Origin of the sequence: Aquihabitans sp. G128, from assembly GCF_019048865.1 — a bacterium.
In the GTDB taxonomy this organism is placed as follows: domain Bacteria; phylum Actinomycetota; class Acidimicrobiia; order Acidimicrobiales; family Iamiaceae; genus Aquihabitans.
Map to the genome: position 1 here is coordinate 1,350,254 of NZ_CP077604.1, position 21,989 is coordinate 1,372,242.

At 73.4% G+C, this 21,989-nt stretch carries 21 protein-coding genes and 1 pseudogene; 12 read left to right on the forward strand and 10 right to left on the reverse strand.

Going from position 1 to position 21,989, the window contains the following annotated elements:
- Window positions 1-23: 23 nt before the first annotated feature.
- On the reverse strand, window positions 24-635 hold the full coding sequence (locus tag KSP35_RS06355) for a TetR/AcrR family transcriptional regulator (RefSeq protein WP_216999996.1): 612 nt from the start codon (window positions 633-635) through the stop codon (window positions 24-26).
- 205 nt (window positions 636-840) lie between these two features.
- Between KSP35_RS06355 and KSP35_RS06360 the strand changes: the two genes are divergently transcribed.
- Window positions 841-1,320 (forward strand): TetR/AcrR family transcriptional regulator, encoded by a 480-nt coding sequence (locus KSP35_RS06360; RefSeq protein ID WP_216999999.1) that lies wholly within the window; start codon window positions 841-843, stop codon window positions 1,318-1,320.
- 31 nt (window positions 1,321-1,351) lie between these two features.
- Window positions 1,352-1,816: a universal stress protein gene (locus KSP35_RS06365; RefSeq protein ID WP_217000002.1), complete on the forward strand. Its 465-nt coding sequence runs from the start codon at window positions 1,352-1,354 to the stop codon at window positions 1,814-1,816.
- Between the two features lie 24 nt (window positions 1,817-1,840).
- Here KSP35_RS06365 and KSP35_RS06370 read toward each other — a convergent pair whose 3' ends face one another.
- Window positions 1,841-2,683 carry an SURF1 family protein gene (locus KSP35_RS06370; protein ID WP_217000004.1) on the reverse strand — a complete coding sequence of 281 codons (843 nt, stop codon included), beginning with the start codon at window positions 2,681-2,683 and terminating at the stop codon, window positions 1,841-1,843.
- Window positions 2,684-2,793: 110 nt separating this feature from the next.
- Here KSP35_RS06370 and KSP35_RS06375 point away from each other — a divergent pair, with 110 nt between their 5' ends.
- Together KSP35_RS06375 and KSP35_RS06380 are read left to right on the forward strand one after the other, a co-directional pair.
- Window positions 2,794-3,570 carry a DedA family protein gene (locus KSP35_RS06375; protein ID WP_217000007.1) on the forward strand — a complete coding sequence of 259 codons (777 nt, stop codon included), beginning with the start codon at window positions 2,794-2,796 and terminating at the stop codon, window positions 3,568-3,570.
- Window positions 3,571-3,649: 79 nt separating this feature from the next.
- The gene (locus KSP35_RS06380; RefSeq protein WP_217000010.1) at window positions 3,650-4,249 is read left to right on the forward strand and encodes a hypothetical protein; all 600 of its coding nucleotides are present in this window, start codon (window positions 3,650-3,652) and stop codon (window positions 4,247-4,249) included.
- Between the two features lie 36 nt (window positions 4,250-4,285).
- Here the strand turns inward: KSP35_RS06380 and KSP35_RS06385 are convergent, their stop codons facing one another.
- The 3 genes from KSP35_RS06385 to KSP35_RS06395 are packed head-to-tail and all read right to left on the reverse strand — an operon-like array spanning window position 4,286 to window position 8,147.
- A complete protein-coding gene (locus KSP35_RS06385) occupies window positions 4,286-6,169 on the reverse strand; it encodes a hypothetical protein (protein ID WP_217000013.1) in 1,884 nt (627 codons plus the stop codon).
- Window positions 6,169-6,336, reverse strand: a complete 168-nt coding sequence (locus KSP35_RS06390) for a hypothetical protein (RefSeq protein WP_217000015.1) — start codon at window positions 6,334-6,336, stop codon at window positions 6,169-6,171. Before KSP35_RS06390 ends, KSP35_RS06385 begins: the two co-directional genes overlap by 1 nt.
- A complete protein-coding gene (locus tag KSP35_RS06395; RefSeq protein ID WP_217000018.1) occupies window positions 6,336-8,147 on the reverse strand; it encodes a carbamoyltransferase N-terminal domain-containing protein in 1,812 nt (603 codons plus the stop codon). Before KSP35_RS06395 ends, KSP35_RS06390 begins: the two co-directional genes overlap by 1 nt.
- 117 nt (window positions 8,148-8,264) lie before the next feature.
- Here KSP35_RS06395 and KSP35_RS06400 point away from each other — a divergent pair, with 117 nt between their 5' ends.
- The 3 genes and pseudogenes from KSP35_RS06400 (at window position 8,265) to KSP35_RS06410 (ending at window position 10,842) form a co-directional block, all read left to right on the forward strand.
- Window positions 8,265-9,101 (forward strand): hypothetical protein, encoded by an 837-nt coding sequence (locus KSP35_RS06400; RefSeq protein WP_217000020.1) that lies wholly within the window; start codon window positions 8,265-8,267, stop codon window positions 9,099-9,101.
- Window positions 9,102-9,298: 197 nt separating this feature from the next.
- On the forward strand, window positions 9,299-9,658 hold the full coding sequence (locus KSP35_RS06405; RefSeq protein WP_217000022.1) for a YciI family protein: 360 nt from the start codon (window positions 9,299-9,301) through the stop codon (window positions 9,656-9,658).
- A gap of 10 nt (window positions 9,659-9,668) precedes the next feature.
- Window positions 9,669-10,842: pseudogene (locus tag KSP35_RS06410) on the forward strand (RNA polymerase sigma factor).
- Here KSP35_RS06410 and KSP35_RS06415 read toward each other — a convergent pair.
- On the reverse strand, window positions 10,843-11,556 hold the full coding sequence (locus KSP35_RS06415; protein ID WP_217000025.1) for a GAF and ANTAR domain-containing protein: 714 nt from the start codon (window positions 11,554-11,556) through the stop codon (window positions 10,843-10,845). It abuts the pseudogene before it with no gap.
- 142 nt (window positions 11,557-11,698) lie between these two features.
- Between KSP35_RS06415 and KSP35_RS06420 the strand changes: the two genes are divergently transcribed.
- Window positions 11,699-12,385: a DUF6629 family protein gene (locus KSP35_RS06420; protein WP_217000028.1), complete on the forward strand. Its 687-nt coding sequence runs from the start codon at window positions 11,699-11,701 to the stop codon at window positions 12,383-12,385.
- Between the two features lie 68 nt (window positions 12,386-12,453).
- On the opposite strand, the gene KSP35_RS06425 is transcribed toward KSP35_RS06420, so the two are convergent.
- Window positions 12,454-15,330, reverse strand: a complete 2,877-nt coding sequence (locus KSP35_RS06425; RefSeq protein WP_217000030.1) for an EAL domain-containing protein — start codon at window positions 15,328-15,330, stop codon at window positions 12,454-12,456.
- A gap of 133 nt (window positions 15,331-15,463) precedes the next feature.
- Between KSP35_RS06425 and KSP35_RS06430 the strand changes: the two genes are divergently transcribed.
- On the forward strand, window positions 15,464-16,636 hold the full coding sequence (locus KSP35_RS06430; RefSeq protein ID WP_217000033.1) for a YihY/virulence factor BrkB family protein: 1,173 nt from the start codon (window positions 15,464-15,466) through the stop codon (window positions 16,634-16,636).
- Between the two features lie 39 nt (window positions 16,637-16,675).
- Here KSP35_RS06430 and KSP35_RS06435 read toward each other — a convergent pair whose 3' ends face one another.
- Window positions 16,676-18,310 carry a long-chain fatty acid--CoA ligase gene (locus tag KSP35_RS06435; protein ID WP_217000036.1) on the reverse strand — a complete coding sequence of 545 codons (1,635 nt, stop codon included), beginning with the start codon at window positions 18,308-18,310 and terminating at the stop codon, window positions 16,676-16,678.
- 115 nt (window positions 18,311-18,425) lie between these two features.
- Here KSP35_RS06435 and KSP35_RS06440 point away from each other — a divergent pair, with 115 nt between their 5' ends.
- The 3 genes from KSP35_RS06440 to KSP35_RS06450 all read left to right on the forward strand — a co-directional run bounded on the left by KSP35_RS06440 (window position 18,426) and on the right by KSP35_RS06450 (window position 20,640).
- Window positions 18,426-19,139, forward strand: a complete 714-nt coding sequence (locus tag KSP35_RS06440; protein ID WP_217000039.1) for a DedA family protein — start codon at window positions 18,426-18,428, stop codon at window positions 19,137-19,139.
- A 4-nt stretch (window positions 19,140-19,143) separates the two neighbouring features.
- Entirely contained in the window at window positions 19,144-19,833 is a 690-nt protein-coding gene (locus KSP35_RS06445; protein ID WP_217000042.1) for a DedA family protein, read from the forward strand.
- Window positions 19,834-20,001: 168 nt separating this feature from the next.
- Window positions 20,002-20,640 carry a permease-like cell division protein FtsX gene (locus KSP35_RS06450; protein WP_217000045.1) on the forward strand — a complete coding sequence of 213 codons (639 nt, stop codon included), beginning with the start codon at window positions 20,002-20,004 and terminating at the stop codon, window positions 20,638-20,640.
- Window positions 20,641-20,663: 23 nt separating this feature from the next.
- Here KSP35_RS06450 and dapB read toward each other — a convergent pair whose 3' ends face one another.
- Both dapB and KSP35_RS06460 read right to left on the reverse strand, forming a co-directional pair.
- Window positions 20,664-21,449, reverse strand: a complete 786-nt coding sequence (dapB, locus tag KSP35_RS06455; protein WP_217000048.1) for a 4-hydroxy-tetrahydrodipicolinate reductase — start codon at window positions 21,447-21,449, stop codon at window positions 20,664-20,666.
- Entirely contained in the window at window positions 21,449-21,979 is a 531-nt protein-coding gene (locus KSP35_RS06460; protein ID WP_217000051.1) for a hypothetical protein, read from the reverse strand. The genes dapB and KSP35_RS06460 overlap by 1 nt, the downstream gene beginning before the upstream one ends.
- Between the last annotated feature and the right edge of the window lie 10 nt (window positions 21,980-21,989).

The window sequence follows — 21,989 nt, forward strand, 5'->3', positions numbered from 1 at the left end:
GGCTCCTTGTGACGGTGGTTCAGCTAGCAGAAGGCGGGGGCGACGAAGCTGGCCACCAGGTGGCGGGCGTCGTCGACGTTGGCGAGGTCGGTGGAGGGCGGCGGGTTGAAGACGAAGGTGATGAACAGGCGGGCGCACCACTCGGCGGCCCAGGCGGCGCGATCGGCCGGCACGAAGCGCTCGAGGTGCGGGGCCAGCGCGGCGGCAGCGGCCCGGTAGACCACGTCGACCTGGTTGAAGCCCAGGAACGGCAGGAGCAGCTCCGGCTCGTGCTCGACGATGAACTGGGCCGCGTCGTGGTCGTGCAGCAGCCGTGACGCCACCACCAGGCCGCGGGTGAGCGCATCGGGCAGGTCCTCGGCGGCGTCGATGACCTCGACCACCGCTTGGCGGTAGGCCTCGACCTCACGCAGGGCGAGCGCCTCGAAGAGGTGGGCCTTGCCGCCGGGGAAGGCGCGGTAGACGGTGGCCCGCGAGCAGGCGGCCTCCTTGGCGACGTCGGCCAGGGCGGTCTTGCCGACGCCCCACCGGGCCACCAGCACGAGGGCGGCGTCCAGGATGCGCTCGGTGACCTCGCTGGTCTCGGCCGGGACCCGCAGGTCGACGACGTCCTGCGCTTCGGTGCCGATGGCCATGGGTGAGACACTAAGAAGGAATGTGTCTCATCGTCAACCATCTCTTCCTGTGACATGGGCCATGGGCGCGAGCGATGGGCGGCCGAGACCTAGCGTGGCGCCGTGATCGAGGACGTCCGCAGCCGGCTGCTGGCCGCCACCGTCGCCTGCCTCGGTCGCTTCGGCATCGCCAAGACCACCGTCGACGACGCGGCGGGAGGCCGGGGTGTCCCGCGCCACCGTCTACCGCCACTTCCCCGACGGCAAGGACCAGCTCATCGCCGAGGGCATCACCTGGGCCGTCGGGCAGTTCTTCGCCGAGCTGGCCGTGGCGGTGGCCGACGCACCGGACTTCCCGACGCTGCTGGAGCAGGCGCTGCGCCACGCCCACCGCGCCGTCGAGGAGCACGTGGTGCTGCAGAAGGTGCTGGAGACCGAGCCGGAGCGGCTCCTCCCCCAGCTCACCCAGTCGGCCCCCCAGGTGCAGGCGGTGCTGCGCGACTACCTGGCCGAGCGGCTGGAGGCCGAGGCCGTCCGCCCCGGCGTCGACCGGGCCGAGGCCGCCGACTGGCTGGCCCGCATGGGGCTCTCGTTCATCCTCGCCGAGGGCCGCTGGGACCTCACCGACCCGGCCGACGTGCGCCGCCTCGTCCGCGGCGAGCTGCTGGTGGCCATCCTCCAGGACCCCGGCGACCCCAACGGCTGAGCGACCGGGCCGCTGTGCGAGCATGGCGCCCATGTCGACCGTGCTGCTGACCACCGACGGATCGGACCTCGCCCTGGCCGCCATGGCCAAGGGCGTCGAGCTGCTGGGCCGCGAGCACCGCTTCCTGGCCCTCTCGGTGGTGCCGCCGGCGTTCGCGCCCTCGGCGGCCATCGGCCCCATGGACAGCCACCCCATGGTGGCCGACCCGGCGCTCGAGGACGCCCTCGAGGAAGAGGACCGGGCCGAGAGCACCGGCGAGCTGGCCCAGCTCAACGAGGTCCTCGAGGTCTCGGCCGAGGCGCTGGTGGAGACCGGCGAGCCCGGGCCGGTGATCTGCGAGGTGGCCGCCCGGATGGGGGCCGACGTGGTGGTGGTGGGCTCGCACGGCCACGGCTGGCTCCAGCGGGTGCTGATCGGCTCGGTCAGCAAGCACGTGCTCCAGCACGCGCCGTGCCCGGTGCTGGTGATGCGCCTCGAGGACACCGAGGAGGGCTGACCCCCGCCGGTCAGGTCTCGTGGTTCAGGCCTCGTGGGCGGCGTCGAGGCGCGGGTCGCCGGGTACCGGCTCGTCGTCCGGGTCCGGGCCGTCCAGCTCCGCCTCCAGCGCCTCCTTGTCGATCTCCCGGGCCCGCCGCCGCAGGATCAGCGGGTAGAAGACCACCGCAGCGAGGCTGAACGCCGCCCACTGGAAGGCGTAGGAGAGGTGCGGTCCCTCGTCGAGCTCGGGCTGGGGCACCGGGGCCGGGTAGACGTGCTCCTCGGCCGGCTTCTGGGTCTGGAGCTGCAGGAAGACCGGGAGCAGGTCCTCGGGGACCTGCTGGTCGAGCCGGGCGAGGTCGGCGCGGGCCAGGTTGGTGAGGGTGCCGGTCTTCGGGTCCCGGGGGCCGAAGCTGCCCCGGGTCTCGCTGGGCTGCACCAGGCCCACCACCGTGACCGTGCCCGACGGCGCCCGGTACTGGGCCGGCACCGCCTCGAGCTGGCCGCTGTTGGGGATCCACCCGCGGTTGACCACCACCGTGGTGCCGTCGCCCTCCTGGAGGGGCGTGAGGATCCAGGAGCCGGGGGCGCCGTCGCGGCTGCGCGAGCGGACGAGGACCTCCTGGTCGGCCAGGTACGTGCCGGTGGCCCGGCCCCGCCGGAACTGCAGGCCACCGGCCTCGTCGTCCTGGCCCACGGAGATGAGCCGGTCGACGTCGGCCACGGGCTGCGCCGTGCGGTCGGTGACCTTGGCGTTGCGCTCGCGCTTCTGGTGCAGGCGATCGAGCTGCCAGGAGCAGGCCCAGAGCATCGCCGCCACCATGGCCACCACGAAGACGTGCGACAGGATCCACTTGGGGCGGAGGGCGAAGCGATACCGCGACATCGTGGGCCAACCTAGGACCGCCGCTCCCCCCGGCCGTAGTCGGCAGCCGGTCGGCCACTACCTTGGCGGGTTCGCCACCGGGGTCGACGGCCCCCAGCACGAGGAGCTCCGTGACCACCGCCCTGCTGTCCTCCGCCGCCCGCCCCGACGACGAAGGCCACCCGATGGTGCTCGCCGGCGTCTCGGACTTCGTGACCGGAGACCTCACCGAGTGGGTCGTCGGGGTCATCGCCGCCATCGGCTACCTCGGCGTGGCCCTGCTGGTGGCGGTCGAGAGCCTGTTCCCGCCGATCCCGTCCGAGGTCGTGCTCCCCGCTGCCGGGTTCGCCGCCGCCGACGGCCAGGCCAACCTCTGGGGCATGGTGGCCGCCGCCACGCTCGGCTCGCTGGTGGGGGCGTGGGCGCTCTACCTGCTCGCCGCCGCCATCGGCGAGACCCGCCTCCGGGCGCTCACCGTGCGCCACGGCCGCTGGCTCGGGGTGAAGCCGCACGACCTCGATCGGGCCAACGCCTGGTTCGACCGCCGCTCCACCCACGCCGTGCTCATCTGCCGGTGCATCCCGCTGATCCGCTCGCTGGTGTCGGTGCCCGCCGGGTTCCGCCGCATGCGGGCCCTCCCCTTCACCCTCTACACGCTGATCGGCAGCCTGGCGTGGAACCTGGTGCTCATCGGTGCCGGCTATGCGCTGGGCGACAACTGGGAGCAGGTGGGCGAGCACGTGAGCCGCCTCCAGTACGTGGTGGTCGCCGGGCTCCTCGCCGCCATCACGTGGTGGGCGTGGACCCGGCTGCTCTCCCCCACCCACCGGGCCCGCCGCGCCCTGGAGGAGGCCGAGATCGCCGCCATGGAGCCCCAGGCCGACCGGGTGCTCGACGCCACCGACTGACCGGGCCCGACCGCTTCGTCCGTTTCACCGCGGGCGCCGACGGGAACCACGACGGACCGAACCCCCGTCCGAAGGCGCCATGCACCCCACCTCCTCCCGCTCCCCCCGACGCCTTCGGGCCGGGGCCTCCGCCGTCGTCGGTGGTCTGGTCCTGCTGCTCGTGGCCGTGGGGCTGGTGGCGGCGGTGACCTGGGCCCGCCACGACGGGGACGACGACCTGTCGACCGACCTGGCCGACCCGTGCTCGCTCGTCTCGCAGCCGACGCTCGACCGGCTGGCCCCCGGCGCCACGAAGGAGCCCTCCGCCAGCTCCGGCGGCCGGTCGAAGGAGCTCTCGTGCGCCGTCGACCTGACCGCGTCGCCCGACGGGTTCCGCGGCGACCTCGCCCTGGACGTCGCCGTCGACGGGGGCGGGCAGTACGACGCCGCGTGGCGGAAGCGGCGGTGCGCCGACATCGGGGCCGTGCCGGAGGAGGCGGCGCCGGGCCACCGATCGTGCGTGGTGGTGCAGCCGTTCGACGGGCTGGAGAGCCGCATCGACGCCTACGCCTGGGTCGATGACGCCTACGAGGTGCACGTGGCGTACCAGCTGGTGGAGCCGAAGGACCTGCCGGCGTCGGCGGAGGCCGACGTGCGGGCGCTCCTGGCCGCCGGGCTCGCCTCGCTGCCGACGTCGTAGCCGGCCTCGCGACCGGGAGAGGACAGACGGGTCCAGCTAGTGGGCGAGGGCCCGGATCTGCGGGCGGAGGTCCTGGTAGATGCGCTCGGCCACGAGGCGGGCGCCCTCCTCGTTCTGGTGGACCAGGCCCAGGAAGACCGGCGGGCTGTCGTCGTCGAACAGGTGGCGCAGGTCGGTGACGTGGCCGACGAGGCCCGCCGACATCGCGTCGAGCGCCTGGCCGATGGGCGAGGCCATCAGCTGCTCGGTGGGGATCCCGTCCAACCGCTCGTAGGGCCGGAGCTGCTCGGCGCTCGAGAGGGCGTCGGCCTGCAGGAAGTAGGCGGTTCGGACGCCGGCTTCCTTCGCGAGGGCGTCGGCCTCCTTCTGCACGCGGAGGTACCGGGCCGCTGCAGCCCGGCCCGCCGCCGGCCCGATGGTCGAGCGCAGGAAGGCGTCGGAGTCCTCGCTGATCGCCTGGAGCTCGGCCGGGATGATGGTCGACAGCTTCCGATCGGGGTCGGGACCCTTGAGGTAGTCCGCGGCCAGCTCGGCCATGACGTCGTTCCAGCCGTTGTAGAAGACCAGGAGGTCCGGCGCCTCCTCGGTGCGCAGGCTCTGGGCCACCTCCCACTCGGTCTCCAGCTGGAACGTGTAGCCGTCGTGGCTGACATTGGTGACGTCCAGGGCGATGTGGTCCTCTTCTTGCGCGAGGCGCACCAGCTCCGACGCGATCGTGTGGTCGTCACGCTGGCCGGTGCCGAAGGCGGCCGACCCGCCGCTGAACCAGAGCGTCGCCCGCTTGCAGTCGCAGCGCCGGGGGCGCAGCGTGGCCCTCCGGCCGTTCCGGATGTTCACGTACTCGGTGGACTTGGTGCCGTTGATCACGTGCTCGCCCTCGTCGACCTGGAGCTGGTCGGCGAACGACGAGCCGGCGTACGCCGGCAGCTGGCTGTACTGCAGGGCCATCTCGGTGGCGAAGATCTGGCGACCGACCGAGCCGGGGCCGGCCGTCGGGAGCGGTGCGGTGGTCCCCGCGGCACCCACGGCGCCAGGTGGGAGGTCCGGGCCCGCCGGATCCCCGCTGCGACGGACGAGGGCCACCGCCACCAGCGCGACCGCGGCCACCAGCGCCAGGCCGCGGATGGTCCGCCCCCGGCGCACCTGCGGCGCGGTGCTGGTGAAGGGCCGGCGTGCGTCCTGGCGGGCGTCACCCACCGAGGTTCCGGTCGGGGTCCAGCTCGAGCCGCTGGCCGAGCGTCGGCGCAGCGCGCGCAGCGCCCGCACCGCCGCGCCCGGCAGGTACAGGACGACCAGGGCGACCAGGAAGAGCGCCACCGCCACGATGGCGCCGGCCACCGCGGACGTGCCTCGGGCGAGGGCGGCATCGACGGCCGCCACCGCGCGGAGCCCGTGCGCCTCGGCCTGCACGGCGGCCAGGGCGACGACGATCGCAGCCAGGACCACGATGGTGGGAGCGCCTCTGGCCCACGCCACGCCGGATGCCACCAGCACGCCGGCGGCGAGCGGCACCACGGTCCGGCTGCGCACCGGCCACCCGGGGAACGGCCGCCACTCGACCAGGGCGGCGTCGGCGGCGACCAGGACGGCCACCAGGACCACCGCCGGCGTGGCGCCGACGATCGGCACGCCCACCGCTGCCGCAGCGAGCATCGCCACCGGCCGCAGCGCAGCCCGTCCGAGCGACCGCTCGTCGACGTCCGCACCGGTCCAGCCCACCCGGAGCGCCACCTCGGCGGCGACGAGGACCGCAGCGCCCCCCGCCACCGTGCGCCAGTCGCGACCGCCGAAGTTCCAGACCCTGGCCAGCCCGACCGCCGCCACCACCACGGCCGCTGCAGCCCGCCACCCCACGCCGGGGCCGGCGGTGCGGCGGCGCTCGGTGGCGGCCCACGGATCGGTTCGGGTGGAGGCCGCCATCAGAAGAGCGTGTAGGTGACCACGGGGACGGCCACGTGGGCCGTGCTGCTGAGCGCCGTGGCGACGACCAGGACCAGGATCAGCACCGGGATCCACCAACGGCCGGAACGGACCGCGAAGGCCCCCAGGTCCACCAGGAAGCGCCCGGCGTGGCGGATGGCGAGCATCAGTTCCGCACCGCGGCGGGCTCGACGGTGAACCGGCCCAGCACCAGCAGATCCAGTTCGGTGTCCTCGAAGCAGCGGACGGCATCGGCCGGGGTGCGCACCAGCGGCTCACCGGCCCGGTTGAACGAGGTGTTGATCAGCACCGGGCAGCCCGTCCGGTCGTGGAACGCCTGCAGCAAGGCGTGGAAGGCCGGGTTCCGCTCGGCATCGACGGTCTGGAGGCGGGCGCTGCCGTCGACGTGGGTGCAGGCCGGGATGGTCGAGCGGACGGCCCCCAAGCGTTCGGCGAACGGCGCACCGGGGGCGGGCCCGACGGCGGCCACCCGCTGGTCGGGGTGCACCGGAGCCGTCACCGTCATGTAGGCGCGATCGCCGGAGCCTGCGAACCAGCGGTGCCGCTCCTCGGCCAGCACCGCCGGGGCGAAGGGCCGAAACCCCTCCCGACGCTTGACCGAGGCGTTGATGCGGCCGACGTTGGCGGCGTCTCGCGCGTCGCCCAGGATCGATCGGTGGCCCAGCGCCCGGGGCCCGAACTCCATGGCGCCCTGGAACCAGCCGACCAACGCGCCGCCGTCGATCCGGGCGGCGACCTCACGGCACAGCGACGCGTGGTCGCCGTGGTCGGTGTGGGCGACCCCGTTGGCCTCCAGCCACGCCTGCACCTGGGCATCGTCGTACGCCGGGCCGAGCAGGGCGCCGGACATGCCGTCGATCCCGTGGCGCTCGGGCCGGGGGTGGTCGAGCACCTGGTGCCAGGTCCAGAGCGCCGCACCCAGGGCGCCGCCGCCGTCGCCGGCGGCGGGCTGCACCCAGAGGTCGTCGAAGCCGGCCCGCTCGACGAGCCGCTCGTTGGCCACGCAGTTGAGGGCCACGCCACCGGCGAGGCACAGGTTCCGCTCGCCCGTGAGGGCCCGGGCGTGCCGGCCCATGCGCACGATCGCCTCTTCGAGCACGGCCTGGATCGACGCCGCGATGTCGGCGTGGCGCTCGTCGAGCGGCTCGTCGGGGTCGCGCGGCGGACCGAGCAGCTCGGCCAGCCGGGGCCGCACCATCCGAGCGCCGGCGCGGTAGTCGAACCACCGCTGGTCGAGGCGCAGCGAGCCGTCGTCGGCGACGTGGACGACGTGCTCGCGCAGGTCCGCCTCGTAGCGGGGCGTCCCGAACGGGGCGAGCCCCATGAGCTTGTACTCGCCGTCGTTGACCTCGAAGCCGCAGTACGCCGTGAAGGCGGAGTACAGGAGCCCGAGGGAGTCCGGGAACCGCACCTCCTCGTGGAGCTCGATCCGGTGCCCGGCCCCCCAGCCGACCGAGCTGGTCGCCCACTCGCCGACGCCGTCGAGCACCAGGATCGCCGCCCGGTCGAACGGCGACGGGTAGAACGCCGACGCCGCGTGGCTCTGGTGGTGCTCGCTGAAGTGCGTTCGCAGCCCGGTGTGGCCCAGGCCCTGGAGGAGCTTCTCGAGGCGGTAGCCCACCCACAGCTTCCGACCGGACCACGAGCGCACCGCCCGCGCCAGCTGCGGGAAGCCGCGCGGCCCGACGCCGGCGTGGGTGGTCAGGACCCGGTCGTAGGCCGACAGGGGCTTCTCGTAGAACGCCACCCGATCCAGGTCGCCCGGCCCGACCCCGGCGTGCTCGAGGCACCAGGCGATGGCATGGCGGGGCAGCGACGGGTCGTGCTTGCGACGGGTGAAGCGCTCCTCCTCGGCGGCGGCGACCACCACCCCGTCGACCACGAGCGCAGCGGCGGCGTCATGGAAGTCCGCGGAGACGCCCAGGACCACGCCCTGACCGCTCCTCTCCCCATCCACGGGGCGAAGGTACCATCCGTGCTCGCCCCCGATCCGGTCGCGTAGGTTCGCCCCGTGGGGGTACGGAACGGTCGATCCAGGACGGATCAGCGGCGGCGTCGAGCGCCGGTCCACGCCGTGGCCCTGGCCCTCGTCCTGGTGCTGGTGGCCTGCAGCGGCGGCAGTGGAGGAGGCAGCGACGACCGCCGCGCCAGCCCGACGAGGCCGCTGCGCACGGCGCCCCTGTCCGGCCGCACCTTCTGGTTCGGCGACGCCGACGGTTCCCTGTTCGAGGTCGAGCTCGACCGGGCCAGCGTGGTGCGGTCCGGCGATCGAGCCTCGCTCGTCGTCACCGGTCGGGCGCGCAACCTCTTGACCACGCCGGGCCGGTTGCGCCCCACCGCGAGCGCCGACCTCGGCTCCTCGTCGGTCCGAGCGACGGGCGGGGTGTCGGGCGAGGTCGCCGGTTCGGCCTCGGAGCCGTTCCGCTTGACCGCCGCCGGGGTGCCGGCCTCCCTGCGCCCGACGTCGGTGACGCTCACCTTCGGGCCCGCCAGCACCAACCAGGTGGTGGTGCCGCTGGGGGCCGGGGCGTTCACCGCCGACGCACCCCTCGCCGGCGTGGCGGGGACGGCCGAGCTGGACGTGTCACCCGGCGTGACCCTCCGCCTCCGCTCCTCGCTCCTGTACCCCCGCTACGAGAGCGGACGCAAGGGCCAGCACCGCTTGTGGATCGCCACAGAAGCCGACGCCGCACCCGTCGAGCCGGCCTACGTGCCGGGCCTGCACCCGTCGCTCGAGACGCCCGACGGCACCGTGCAGAGCATCGGCGACCAGTACATCCTCGATCCCCACACCGAGTTCGTGGAGCAGGCGATCATCGAGGGCCCGATCGCCGGGCGATACACCTTGTCCGTCCTGGAGATCACGACCGGCACCACGTCGTCGGCCACCTTCGTGGTCCCGGACCGCTGAGTCCAGCCGGCAGTCGTCCGCCGCCCAGACCGACGATCAGCACCGGTGCTCGCTCCACCCGCCGACGAGCTGCGGTGCACCACGGCCGGGCTCCCAGCGACCATCCTTCCGGGGCGGAAAAAGGTCCTGGCCGACGGTCGATCTCGGCCGACCCCGTTCGACCTCTGGGCACCGACACCGAACACGAGGAGCAACCCATGCAGTACGTGCTGTTGATCTACCAAGGCGAGACCCCGCTGCCGGGCACGGAGGCCTGGGACGGCCTGTCCGAGGCCGAGCAGCAGGCGGTCTACGCCGACTACGGCAAGCTGAACTCGAACCCTGCGGTGACCCCCGGCCTCCCCCTCGGCCTCCCGGCCGACGCCACCACGGTCGTGGTGGAGGACGGCAAGGCCCTCACCACCGATGGGCCCTTCGCCGGCACCAAGGAGGCCATCGGCGGCTGGTTCGTCTTCGAGGCCGACGACCTCGACGCCGCCCTCGAGGTGGCCGCCACCGTGCCCGCCGCCCGCCTCGGCGGGGCCGTCGAGGTCCGCCCGGTGGCCACCTACTGGTGACCCGCACCCGGTGACCTCGCTCGACCAGGTCTTCCGGGAGCACTGGGGCAGCGTCCTCGCGGTGCTGATCGGCTTCCTCGGCGACTTCGACCTCGCCGAGGAGGCCACCCAGGACGCCTTCGCCGCGGCTGCCGCCCAGTGGCCCGCCGACGGCTGGCCCGACCAGCCCCGGGCGTGGCTCATCACCACGGCGCGCCGGCGCGCCATCGACCGCACCCGCCGCACGCAGAACCTGGCCCGGAAGACCGAGCTGCTCAAGGCCGAGCAGCAGACCCACGAGGGAGCAGGACCGGTGGTCACCGAGTTCCCCGACGAGCGCCTGGAGCTGATCTTCACCTGCTGCCACCCGGCCCTGGCCGTGGAGGCTCAGGTGGCGCTCACGCTCCGCTCGCTCGGCGGGCTCACCACCGAGGAGATCGCCCGGGCCTTCCTGGTCCCCGAGGCCACCATGGCCCAGCGCCTCGTGCGGGCCAAGCGCAAGATCCGCAACGCCGCCATCCCCTTCCGCGTCCCGCCCCGGCACCTGCTGGCCGAGCGGCTCGCCGCGGTCCTGGCCGTCGTGTACCTGATCTTCAACGAGGGGTACGCCGGCCGGGAGGACCTGGCCGGCGAGGCCCTCTGGCTCGGCCGCTCGCTCGCCGAGCTGCTCCCCGACCAGCCCGAGGTGCACGGCCTGGTGGCGTTGATGCGCATCACCGACTCGCGGCGCGACGCCCGCACGGTCGACGGCGAGCTGGTGCTGCTGGCCGACCAGGACCGCACCCGGTGGGACCACCAGGAGCTGGCCGACGGCCGCGCCGTGCTCGACCGGGCCATCGCGCTCGGCGGCGGGGGGGCCGTACGTGCTCCAGGCCGCCATCGCGTCGCTGCACGCGGAGCAGCCCACCGACTGGCCGCAGCTCGTGGCCCTCTACACGCGGCTGGCCGCCCTGACGGGCTCGGCGGTGGTCGAGCTGAACCGGGCGGTGGCGGTGGCCGAGGTGGACGGGCCCGACGCCGGGCTGGCCATGCTCGGCGCGCTGGCGCTCGACGGCTACCGGTACCTGCCGGCCACCCGGGCCGACCTGCTCCGCCGCCTGGGCCGCGATGCCGAGGCCCGAGCCGCCTACCAGCAGGCCCTCGAGCTCACCACCGACGAGGTCGAGCGCCGGTTCCTCGAGCGCCGCCTCGCCGACCTGGCCTGATCAGGCCCTGGGGCCCGCCGGAGGGGGCGGTTGCGACTCGATGATCTGGGTGGCGACGTCGCGCAGCTTGATGTTCAGGCGCTGCGACGCCCGGCGCAGCAGGTCGAACGCCGCGTCCTCGTCGATCGAGTCACGGGACATGAGGATGCCCTTGGCCTGCCCGATGAGGTCCCGGCTGCGCAGGCCCTCCTCGAGGGTCTGCTGGGCCCGGGCGCTCTGCAGCGCCACCGCGGCGTGGGCGGCGAAGATCGACCCGATGGCGATGTCGTGGTCGCCGAACGCATCCAGCTCGGCCGAGTAGAGGTTGAGGGCGGCCAAGGTGCGGCCCCCGGCGAAGAGGCGGAACGCCAGGATGCTCTGGACCCCGGTCTCGGCGTGCGCCTGGGCGGCGAGCTCGGGCCAGCGTGACTCCTCGGAGAGGTGCCCCACCAGGAACATCTCCTGGTCCCGGATGGCATCGAGGCACGGCCCCTCCCCCGTCTCGGTCTGCAGGGCGCCGAACCGGGCCGGCACCTCGTCGCTCTGGGCCACCGGCGTGATGACCCCGCCCTCCACCAGGTCGATGCCGGCGTGCTGGCAGTGCGGGATGGTCTCGGTGGCCATCACGATGATCCGGGCCAGCGTCGCCGGGACGTCGTGCTCGGCGAGCAGCGCCCGCGACACGGCGGCGAACTGCTCGGCGAGGTCGACCTGGCCGGGCTCGGGATCGGGCATCAGGGGTCCGAACCTACGGGGTGGCCGGCCCGAGCGGGGAAGGACGCCCGGTCGACCCCGGCGATCACCCGTTCCGGGGGTGGGGACCGGGACGTCCGGGTACGCCAGCAGCCGTGCCTGCCCGACGCTCGGAGCCGTAGCGATGTGCTTCTCCCCGCAGGCCGACCTGGCCGCCGGCGTGTTCGTCGGCCTGGTCGGCATCGACGCCGCCCGACACGTCCGGCGTCGGGACCAGGCGGCCCTGGCGGCCCTGCCCCTGGTGCTCGCCGGCCACCAGTTCGTGGAGATCGCCGTCTGGCGGGGGCTCGAGACGGGCGACCGCACCGGGGCGTGGCGCCCGGCCATGTTCGCCTACCTGGTGGTGGCCTTCGTGGTCGTCCCCGTGCTGGTGCCGGTGGCCGTCGCCGCCCTCGAGCCCCGAGCCCACCGCCGACCGTCGATCGCCTTCGTGGCGCTCGGCGCCGTGGTGGCCGCCGCCCTGCTCCACGGCATCGTCGAAGGCCCGGTCGACGCCCGCATCCAGGGCCACCACATCGACTACCGCGTGCACCTGTGGGGCGGCGGCTTCCTGGTCGTGCTCTACCTCGTGGCCACGTGCGGCGCCCTGCTCGCCTCGCACCACCGCGACGTCCGGCTCTTCGGCGCGGTGAACCTCGTGGCCGCCGTCGGCCTCATCGTGCTGGACCAGCGCGGCTTCATCTCGCTGTGGTGCGCCTGGGCGGCCATCACGAGCACCGCCATCGCCTACCGGCTCCGCCTCGACGCCCTGGACGAGCAGGCGCCGGCGAGGGCCACGGCCGGCTCCCAGCGGTCGCCCGGCGGGGCCTGACCGTCGCTGGGGCCGGCGGCGTGCGCCGGGAGCCTCGACGTCGGCGTGATGGCAGGGGGAGCTCGTCATCAGTGCGGCGAGCCGGTGTGCGCGGCGAGGGACCCGCGGAGGTCGGCGAGCGCGTGCTGGTCGACCTCGATGCGCTGGACGAGTCGCCGCGTCTTGGCCGCCAGGGCGTACTCCTCTCGGGTCAGGTGTCGACCGGTCGCCTGTCGAGCGACCCGGGTGAGCTGCGCACAGAGGTCGGGATCGAGCTCGCCGTCCAAGGCGGCGACCACCCGGAGCAGCTGCGCGCCGGTCGTGCACCGATCGAAGCCCCAGCAGCTGGAGAACCGCCGTCCGTCTCGCGCCGCGGAGGTCTCGTCGGGGTCGGTGAGCTCGTTGGCCACGACGTGGGCCGCGAGGGTCGGTGTGACCAGGAGCGAGGTCCACTCGTTGCCGAGCGGGTGGGCGGCATCGAGCCCGAGGACCACGGGATCGCCCTCGCGGGGGTGGTCGAACCTCGGCCCCGGCCCGGCGTAGCCCACCACGACCGTCATGCCCGTCCGGGCGAGCTCCCGGTAGTACGAGACCATCGGCTCGAAGTAGGCCCAGCGCTGGAACATCGTCACCAGGGTCGCCCCCGGCCCCGCAGCCTGGGCGAGCTCCTCGATGACCTTCGAGAGCACGGTCAGCGTCCGCTTCGAGGTGACCTCGGCGAGCGGCGGAGGGTTGCTCGGCGGTTGCCCCTTCGGCCCGCCGACGAGGCGGTGCGCTCGTTCGGCCGCCAACCGCTCGCCGATGACGTCGGCGGGCACGGGCTCGGCCAGGAGGAAGCCCTGGGAGTAGTGGCAGCCGAGCGCATGCACCTGGTTCGCCTGGTCGATGGTCTCGATGCCCTCGGCGACGATCTCCAGCTCGAGGTCGTGGGCGAGCCCGGCGATGGCCGAGACGATCGCCTTGGTCTCCGGGTGGTCCAGGTCGGCGATGAAGGACCGGTCGATCTTCACGATGTGGATCGGCAAGCGGCACAGGTAGCTCAGCGACGAGAATCCGGTGCCGAAGTCGTCGAGCGCCAGCCGGATGCCCCGCTCGTCGAGCGCGGCGAGGACCCGGCCGGCTGCGCCGTCGTGGTCCACGAAGGTGCTCTCGGTGACCTCGAGGACGAGCGACGTCGGCGCCATGTCCGTCGCATGGAGGATGTCCACCAGGCCCTGTTCGAACGCCGGGTCGAGGAGCTGTCGGGCCGACACGTTGACCGCGAGGTCGAGGTCGAGCTCCGGGTCGACGCCGAGCCAGGCCCGATGGTCGCGACACGCACGCTCGAGGATCCAGGCGCCCAGCTCGGCGATCTGGTTGCTCTGCTCGGCGACCCAGATGACCGTTGCCGGCGGGATCCAGCCCCGGTCCGGGTGCTCCCACCGAAGCAGGGCCTCCACCCCGGCCGTGGCGCGGTCGGGGGTGTGGGAGATCGGCTGGTAGTGGACGTCCAGCTGGTCGTTCTGCAGGGCGACCCGGAGGTCTTGCTCGAGCCGGTGGAGGTCCACCGTGCGCATCGCGGCGCGCATGTCGATGATCTGGTGGCCGCTGCCCCCTCGACGCTTCACCTGGTACATCGCCATGTCCGCCTCGACCACCAGCTGGTCCGAGATCTCCGCGCCCGGTCCGGCGTAGGCGATGCCGACGCTGGCGGAGATGGACACGGGTCGCTCGACGCCCGTCAGCACGAAGGGCCGGTCGAAGACCTCGTTCACCCGGCTGGCGAGCCGCTCGGCGTCGGTCTCGTCGGACAGGTCCTCGCACAGGAAGACGAACTCGTCACCGGAGACCCTGGCGAGGGTGTCGCCCGAGCGCACGAGCTCGCTCAGCCGCCGAGCGACCGACACCAGCAGCTCGTCGCCCGCCCGGTGGCCGTGGCTGTCGTTGACGACCTTGAAGCGGTCGAGGTCCGCGAACAGCACCGCAGCGGTGCTGTTCGATCGCCGTGCCCGCTGGGCGGCCTGCTCGATCCGCTCCTGCAGGAGGCGCCGGTTGGGCAAGCCCGTCAGCGGGTCGTGCAAGGCGATGTGCTGGTGTCGGTCGCCGATGGCCCGCACCTCCTCGCGCGTCCGCACGTTCAGGAGGTACGCGGTCGCGACGTCGGCGAGGGTCTGGGCCGCTGCCAGGTCCTCCGTGTCCAACCCGCCCGGGGCGTCGCGGTACAGGTCGAGCGCACCGAGGCAGCCGTCCTCGTGCCGCAGCGGCAGCGTGCACACCGCGTGGAGCCCGGCGGCGACCGCCAGCGGAGCGAAGCGCGGGAACCGGTCGTCGACCGAGAGGTCGGCGACCACGACGGCTCGCCGTGAGGCGTACGCCGCGATGCACGGGCCTTCACCCACGTCGGACTGCAACCGTTCGAACCGCAGGGCATCGTCGTCGGATGCCGCGATGAAGTGGGGCTCCTTGTCGACGGCGATCAAGGTGACCCCGGCGCCCGTGATCGGGAGCAGCTCGACGATGCGGTCGACCAGGTGGTCGAGGATCGACTGGATGGGGAAGTCGGTGCCCATCGTGCGGGCGAACTCGGCCAGCACCCCGGAGAACCTCGCGTGGTTCATCGGCCGCCGTCCGCCGGGCCGGTGACCTCGGGCGACCCGAAGGTCTTCGGACGCCGCCAGGCCTCGACGCACGCCGAAGACGGCGACGTCTGCGCTGTCGGTCGGTGGTGAGCCGATCGCTTCGATGCTGCCATGACGCTCCCAGCTCTTCGCCAAGCGTCCGCACGGTCGCGAACGGTGTTGGCGCGACCGGGGTCTGGGGTTGCGCACGTCCCCCGCCTGGGGTGACAGCGGGTCCCTACCCCACCGTCGCCGATGACATGTGGGCCCCCTCGCCCAGGCTCCACGCCGGTCGGCTTGCCTGCCCGGTGCGAGGAAGGTGACGATGCCGGCGCTGTCGCCGGAGGTGACCGTTGCGAGATCGAGCACGACCCGGGGGCGTGGGCATCAGTCCCACCGAAGCTTCGGCGACCTCACCTGCCGGCATCAGCCGTTCGGGTGGAACGACCGGGATCGGGCCCCCAGGCTTCTGCACCACCGGCACCGGGGGCACGGCGCCGACATGGCCAAGCCGAGCGGTCCCGAGTCCCTGGTCACCGGAGCCGTGGCGGCGTTCGCACTGGTGCGGTCGGCCGGGGCCCTCGCGCAGCCTTCGCCGAGGCCGGCGCCCCAGTCGACGGTCGAGGCCCGTTCCGCTCGCCGAGCGGCCGGCACAGAGGGCGAGGAGCAGACCCCGGCCGAGGCGCGTGCCGTCGCTCGGGAGCCTGGACACGGGCGGCACGCCGATCGGGCGGGCGAGATCCCGGCCGAGGGGTGGAAGGACATCGGCGCTCGCGTCCTGAAGGAGGCGAAGGCCGACAACGTGCCGCTGCTGTCGGCCGGCGTCGCCTTCTACGCCCTCCTGTCGCTCTTCCCGGCCTTGGTCGCCATCGTGTCCATCTACGGCCTCGTCGCCGACCCGTCGGAGGTCTCTCGCCAGCTCGCGTCGATCACGCAGGCCATGCCCCGCGACGCCGCCAACCTCTTGGTCGACCAGGCGCGGACGGTGGCCGGCACGCCGGGCGGCAAGCTCGGGCTGAGCGCCGGCATCGGCATCGTCACGGCGCTGTGGAGCGCATCGTCCGGCATGAAGTGGCTGCTGACCGCCCTCAGCCTCACCTACGACGAGCCCGAGGATCGGAAGTTCGTGAAGCTCCGGGGCACCGCGCTGCTCCTGACCGTCGGCGCCGCCGTGGCGTTCGTCGTGAGCCTCGGCGTCATCGCGGCGGCACCGGCGCTCGCCCGCAGCCTGGGGCTCGGCGACGTGGGCGCCATCGTGTTCACCGTCCTGCGCTGGCCCTTCCTCGGCGCGCTGGTCGTGATCGGCTTGGCCGTGGTCTACCGGTACGGACCGAACCGAGACCCGGCCAAGTGGCGCTGGGTGTCGTGGGGCTCCGGCGTGGCGGCCGCCGTCTGGCTCGTGGCGTCTGCGGGGTTCGCCCTCTACGCCGCGGTCGCCGGGAAGTTCGCCGCCACCTACGGCTCGGTGGGCGGGGTGGTGGTCATGATGCTCTGGCTCTACCTGACCGTCTTGTCGATCCTGCTCGGCGCCGAGCTCAACGCCGAGATGGAGCACCAGACGGCGAAGGACACCACCGTCGGGCGCCCCCGCCCCCTGGGCGAGCGAGGCGCCACCATGGCCGACGAGGTCGGTGCGCCCGCCCACCCCGACGCCGTCGCCGCCTCCGCAGGCTGAGGGCGACGCCAGGGCGGACCGAGCGGCCCCACGCCCGGTTCAGGCCTCGGGGATGACGTAGTCCTTGAACTGGTCGCGGAGGTCCTTCTTGGAGAACTTGCCGACGCTGGTCTTGGGGACCTCGTCGATGAAGACGACGTCGTCGGGGGTCCACCACTTGGCGATGCGGCCGTCGAGGAACTCGAGCACGCCGGCCTTGTCGAGCTGCTCGCCCTCGCGCACCACCACGAACGCCACCGGGCGCTCCTGCCACTTGGGGTGGTGCATGCCGACCACAGCGGCCTCGGCCACCTTGGGATGCGCCATGATCTCGTTCTCCAGCTCCACCGACGAGATCCACTCACCGCCGGACTTCACGACGTCCTTGGTGCGATCGACGAGGCGCAGGTAGCCCTCGGCGTCGAAGGTGGCGACGTCGCCGGTCTTGAGCCAGCCGTCGTCGGTGAAGGACTCGGGCGAGCGGGGGTCGTCGTAGTACTCCTTGGCGATCCACGGCCCACGGGCCTGGAGCTCACCGCGGCTCTCGCCGTCCCACGGCACCGGCTCGCCGGTCTCCTGGTCCTGGATGCGCAGCTCGACGCCGAGCAGGGGCAGGCCCTGCAGGGCGCGGACGTCGGCCAGCTCGTCCTCCGGCCGGTCGGCGAAGGTGCTCTTGATGGAGCCGACGGTGGCCACGGGGCTGGTCTCGGTCATGCCCCACGCCTGGTAGATCGGCAGGCCGAGCTGCTCGCGGAACGCCTCCGACAGCGCCTTCGGCACCGCCGAGCCGCCGCACGGGATCACCCGCAGCGCCGAGGTGTCGCGACCCTTGAGCGCCGGCAGCACGCCCATCCAGATGGTGGGCACGCCGGCAGCGACGGTCACGTGCTCCTCCTCGATGAGGGTGGCGAGGCCGTCCGGGCTCAGGTCCGGGCCGGGCATGATCAGCTCGGCACCGCAGGCCACCGCGGCGTGGGCCAGGCCCCAGGCGTTGGCGTGGAACATGGGCACGACCGGCAAGATGCGGTCGGACTCCCGGGCGCCGAAGCCGTCGGCGAACTGGGCCGCCATGGTGTGCAGCACCGTGGAGCGGTGGCTGTAGACCACGCCCTTCGGGTTGCCGGTGGTGCCGCTCGTGTAGCACATCGATGCCGCCTGGCCCTCGTCCTCGACGTGCCACTCGACCGGCGACGCCGCCGCCAGCAGCTCCTCGTAGTCGTGGACCTCCATGCCGGCGGGTACCGCAGCGGTGGTGTCGAACGGGCCGCCGTCGTCGGTCACGACGATGTGGCGGACGGTGGTGAAGGTGGGCAGCAGCGGCCAGAGCAGGCCGGCCACCGTCTTGTCGACGAAGATCACCTCGTCCTCGGCGTGGTTCACGATGTAGGTGACCTGCTCGGGGAACAGCCGGAGGTTGAGGGTGTGCAGGACCCGACCGCTGCAGGGCGCCGCGAAGTAGAGCTCGAGGTGGCGGGCGGTGTTCCAGGCGAACGTGGCCACGCGGCCGTCGGCGGAGATGCCGAGGGTGTCGAGGACGCCGCCCAGGCGGCGGGTGCGCTCGGCCCACTCGCCGTAGGTGATCCGCACGCGGCCGGTGGGCAGCGCCGTGACGATCTCCTTGTTCGGGAACAGCTGCTCGGCCCGCTGGAAGAGCATCGGGAGGGTGAGCGGGTAGTCCTGCATCAGGCCCTGCATGGCGGTGGATCCCCTTGGTTCGGTGGGCGGTGCAGCGAACCTAGTTGGGTCGACCGGCGCACGCAGCGGGGCTGGCGGGTCGGGCCCACCGCCGTCGCCTGCCAAGCTGTCTCCCTTGTCCGAGGCTGCGCTCCCCCACCCCGAGCCCACCGCGGGCCCCGCCAGGACCCACCCCGGCCCGCCCAGCAAGGCGGCGCGCAACGTGGTGGTGGGCCTGCTCATCGCCTTCGTGGTGGCGTCCAACCTCGGCAACATCTTCCTGTCGGTCCTGGTCAACGACCGACCGCTGCTCTTCATCGGGCTGAACGCGCAGAACCGGAACCTGGCCCTGGCCTCCGGCGGGCTCAGCGCCTGGTCCTACTACCTGGTCGGCTTCCTGCGCCTGGTGGGCCCCGACCCGCTGTTCTTCCTCCTCGGCCGGTGGTACGGCGACGCCGCCATCCGCTGGATGGAGCGCAAGGCGCCCGCCTACGGCCAGGTGATCCGGCAGCTGGAGACCTGGTTCGACCGGGCCCGCCTGCCGATCGTGGCGTTCGCTCCCAACAACTACGTCTGCCTGTTCGCCGGTGCCGCCGGCATGTCGTGGGGCGCCTTCGCCCTCGCCAACGTCTTCGGCACCATCGTCCGCCTCGCCCTGATCCGTGCCTTCAGCAGCGCGTTCGAGGGTCCCCTCGGGTCGCTCAAGGGCTTCATCGGCGAGTACCGCTGGCCGCTGCTGGCCCTCTCGGTCGTCCTCGTGGGGGCCACCTTCCTCCTCGACCGCAAGGGCGGCCGGGACGGGATCAGCGACCTGGTCCACCTGGACGAAGACATCGCCGAGCACGAGTGAGCCGGTGACCGCCGCCGTCCGCACCCGACGGCTGGAGCCGCCGACGCCGTGGCAGCGCAACGCCACGTTCGGGATCATCGCCACCACCATCGTCCTGGGCTACCTGGGCGATGCCCTCAGCGGGCTGCTCCTCGGCCGCCACCCGCTCACCATGATCCTGCTCAACGCCAAGCCGCGGTACCTCGTGCTCACCGTGAACGAGCTGGACCCGTGGACCTACTACCTGGTGGGCACGTTCCGGCTGCTGTGCACGAAGCCGCTCGTCTGGCTGATCGGCGGCTGGTACGGCGACCGGGCGGTCGGCTGGGCGGAGCGCCGGTCCACGCGCGGCGCCGGCGCCATCCGCTGGGTCGAGCGCCACTTCGGCCGCTACGGCTGGGTGGTCATCGCCATCACGTCCAACAACGTGGTGTGCCTGCTCGCCGGCTCGGCCGGCTTCTCGCTCATCTGGTTCATGGTGCTGGCCGTGGCCGGGACCCTCGTGCGCCTCTGGATCTTCGCCCAGGTCGGCGACGTGTTCTCCACCTACATCGCCGACGTCGTCGGGTTCATCGGCGACCACCGGGCGCCGATCGTGGCGCTCAGCGTGGCCGTGGTGGCCGGCGGGCTCTGGTGGCAGCACCGCTCCGGCACCTCGAGCCTCGACGACCTCGCCAGCCTCGAAGACGCCGTCGACGACGAACCGGAGCGGTAGCGTCTCCGACCGGTTCCGCCGCGGTGGTGCGGCCGAGCGACGGAGGCGGCGGTGAGGCGAGCACGACGACTGGCAGGAGGCGCAACGGCGGCCATCGCCCTCCTGGCGGCATGTTCGGGAAGCGGGGGCCACGTCGACGCCGCCAGGGCTCCGCTCGAGGCGTGCGCCGTGCTGCAGGTGGCGGCGCCGGCCTCCCTGGCTGATGACGAGAACCCTCGACCGACCGTGGGCGATGCGCTGGCCAGCGGCTTCCGCTCCCTGGGGAGCGGCGTGGTGATCGTGTTCCTGGACGCCGCCACCCCCGACCGGCTCGAGCCCCTCGCAGCCTCCATCCGCCGGCGTCCCGGCGTGGTCACTGTGCTCCTCGTCGACAGAGACGACACGTTCGCCGAGTTCAAGCGGCTCTTCGCCGGCAACGACCGGATGCTCGCCAACGTGACGGCGGCCGACCTGCCCACGAGCGTCCAGGTCGTCACCCGTTCACCGGCGGCCGCCGAAGACGTGGCCAGCTGGGCCGAGCGCCAGCCTCACGTCTACGAGGTGGTCCAGCCTGCTGACGAGGCGAACCGGCTCCCGCTGATGAGCGCCATGATCTCGATCGAGGACCGCCGGGCGTGGCGGACGGCCGCCGGCCGGCTCGATCGCGTGGAGGGCCGGCCGCGGTGGGCCCTCGACGCCGCCGCGACGCTGCGAGACCTGCTCGAACGCGGCCCGCAGGTCGCCGCCGACCCCGATTCAGCCACCCGCGCCCTGGGGGTGCTCCCCGGCCTGGCCCACGCCGCCGAGGGCTGCGGCCCACAGGGTTGAGCGGCGGTCCACCGCACGCCCCTCTAGAGGTCGAGCAGGGCGTCGAGGCCGATGGTGAGGCCGGGGTGGTCGGCCACGCGCTTCGCGGCCAGCACGACGCCGGGCATGAAGCTGCTGCGGTCGTAGGAATCGTGGCGGATGCTCAGCGTCTGGCCGGTGGTGCCCAGCAGCACCTCCTGGTGGGCGACCATGCCGCGCATCCGGATGGCGTGGACGTGGATGCCGGGGGCACCCTCGCCCCCACGGGCGCCTGCGACGGTGTCGGTGGTGGTCGGGTCGGGAGCCCAGTCGCTGCTGGCGGCGGCCATCCGCTCGACGGTGCGCATGGCGGTGCCCGACGGCGAGTCGACCTTGGCGTCGTGGTGGAACTCCAGCACCTCAGCCGTCTCGAACCACGGAGCCGCCAGCTCGGCGAAGCGCATCATGAGGATGGCGCCGATGGCGAAGTTGGGGGCGATCAGGCAGTTGCTCGCGTTGAAGGTGGCCCGGAACCGCTCTCGGTCCTCGTCGGTGAAGCCGGTGGTGCCCACCACGGCGTGGACGCCCTCGGCGGCGCACCACGCCAGGTTGCGGCGAGCTGCTTCCAGGTGGGTGAAGTCCACCATCACCTGCGGCCGCTCCCCGAGGTGCTCGGCCTTGCCGGCCACCTCCAGGTCGATGTCGAGGCCGGCGACGGTGCGCAGCGGCTCACCGGCCGCGCCGGGGTCGACCGCAGCCACCAGCTCCAGCTCCGGGTCCTCGGCCACGGCCCGGCACACGGTGGCCCCCATCTTCCCTGCGGCGCCGAACACGCCGACGGTGATCGCCATCAGGCGCTGGGCGCGGGCGGGCCGCCGGCGTCGGTGATCGTCGGCGGCACCACGGGCGGGGCGGTGGGCATGGGCGGCACCTCGAGCGGTGGGACCGGTCCGGGCTCACCCGGCGACGGCGGCACCGGGGGTGCGGGCGGCGGGCCAGGCTCACCGGGCGACGGCGGCCCGGGCGGACCGGGGGGCGCCGGCGGCTGAGTCGGCGGCGGCGGCGGGCTGGAGGGAGGCGGGCCCGACGGTGGGGCGGGCGCCTCGGCCGGGGCAGGGGGAGGCGGGGCCGGCGGCTCGGGCTCGTCCTTGCCGCCCAGCTCGCCGTGCTCGGCCTCGTGGGCCTGGAGCTCGGCGGTGATGCGGGCCAGCTCACCGGGTGCCTTGCCCTCGTCACGACCGGTCTGGCCGGCGTAGTACCAGGCGCCGAGGTCGCGCAGGAGCCCGTCGGCCTTCTTCTTGGCCTGGACCTCGTCGATCTTGTCCTGGCCCTGCTTCAGCGTCTGCTCGGCCTGCGCCTTGACCTTGTCGAGGAACCCCATGGTCCGCTCC

What these genes read in the sequence shown, in the direction of transcription:
- KSP35_RS06355 (WP_216999996.1), bottom strand. Translation starts at nt 635, where the DNA reads ATGGCCATCGGCACCGAAGCGCAGGACGTCGTCGACCTGCGGGTCCCG.
- KSP35_RS06365 (WP_217000002.1), top strand. Translation starts at nt 1,352, where the DNA reads ATGTCGACCGTGCTGCTGACCACCGACGGATCGGACCTCGCCCTGGCC.
- KSP35_RS06370 (WP_217000004.1), bottom strand. Translation starts at nt 2,683, where the DNA reads ATGTCGCGGTATCGCTTCGCCCTCCGCCCCAAGTGGATCCTGTCGCAC.
- KSP35_RS06380 (WP_217000010.1), top strand. Translation starts at nt 3,650, where the DNA reads ATGCACCCCACCTCCTCCCGCTCCCCCCGACGCCTTCGGGCCGGGGCC.
- KSP35_RS06385 (WP_217000013.1), bottom strand. Translation starts at nt 6,169, where the DNA reads ATGGCGGCCTCCACCCGAACCGATCCGTGGGCCGCCACCGAGCGCCGC.
- KSP35_RS06390 (WP_217000015.1), bottom strand. Translation starts at nt 6,336, where the DNA reads ATGCTCGCCATCCGCCACGCCGGGCGCTTCCTGGTGGACCTGGGGGCC.
- KSP35_RS06405 (WP_217000022.1), top strand. Translation starts at nt 9,299, where the DNA reads ATGCAGTACGTGCTGTTGATCTACCAAGGCGAGACCCCGCTGCCGGGC.
- KSP35_RS06415 (WP_217000025.1), bottom strand. Translation starts at nt 11,556, where the DNA reads ATGCCCGATCCCGAGCCCGGCCAGGTCGACCTCGCCGAGCAGTTCGCC.
- KSP35_RS06420 (WP_217000028.1), top strand. Translation starts at nt 11,699, where the DNA reads ATGTGCTTCTCCCCGCAGGCCGACCTGGCCGCCGGCGTGTTCGTCGGC.
- KSP35_RS06430 (WP_217000033.1), top strand. Translation starts at nt 15,464, where the DNA reads ATGGCCAAGCCGAGCGGTCCCGAGTCCCTGGTCACCGGAGCCGTGGCG.
- KSP35_RS06435 (WP_217000036.1), bottom strand. Translation starts at nt 18,310, where the DNA reads ATGCAGGGCCTGATGCAGGACTACCCGCTCACCCTCCCGATGCTCTTC.
- dapB (WP_217000048.1), bottom strand. Translation starts at nt 21,449, where the DNA reads ATGGCGATCACCGTCGGCGTGTTCGGCGCCGCAGGGAAGATGGGGGCC.
- KSP35_RS06460 (WP_217000051.1), bottom strand. Translation starts at nt 21,979, where the DNA reads ATGGGGTTCCTCGACAAGGTCAAGGCGCAGGCCGAGCAGACGCTGAAG.